At 43.1% G+C, this 452-nt stretch carries 1 protein-coding gene; it reads right to left on the reverse strand.

The annotated features are described in order from the left end of the window. Positions 1 to 104 precede the first annotated feature (104 nt). Positions 105 to 452: hypothetical protein (locus Xets_RS12725; protein WP_222941596.1), on the reverse strand; the 348-nt coding region annotated here is incomplete at its 5' end.

A 452-nucleotide genomic window follows, 5' to 3' on the forward strand; every position in this document is an offset into this window, starting at 1 on the left:
GAATATATTTTCTAATCGGGTTTCAAGCGTTAATTCAATTAAATCTGTCCCAATAGAGAATGAGGTCGTTTGGTTTGGGATGGGGGATATTGCTATTTCGGCAATCATTGCGGAAAACCTCCAGATAACCACTTGTTAAGAATTGGAATTTGTTTTAATTTTTCTACCGTTGCATTACTGATATTTTCTACCGCTGCATTAAAAGCCGATTCCGGCTCAGTTGTCATGTATTCCAACCATGATTTATCTCCCTTTTCCGCTCGTTGTTTCTGTGACTCCACTCTCTGCGTCTGGTCGCCCACATCCTTTTTCTTAGCATCATCAGGATTTTTGACCTCTTCCTTGCCATATTTAACCTTCACCTCCCTGACCTCCTCTAGATGCACATTAACCTTGAGCAATGTCGCCCCGTCTTTGGATTCTCGCGCCAAATCGTAGCCCACGATAGCCGC

The organism is Xenorhabdus sp. TS4, from assembly GCF_014467265.1.
GTDB classification, from domain to species: Bacteria; Pseudomonadota; Gammaproteobacteria; order Enterobacterales; family Enterobacteriaceae; genus Xenorhabdus; species Xenorhabdus ehlersii.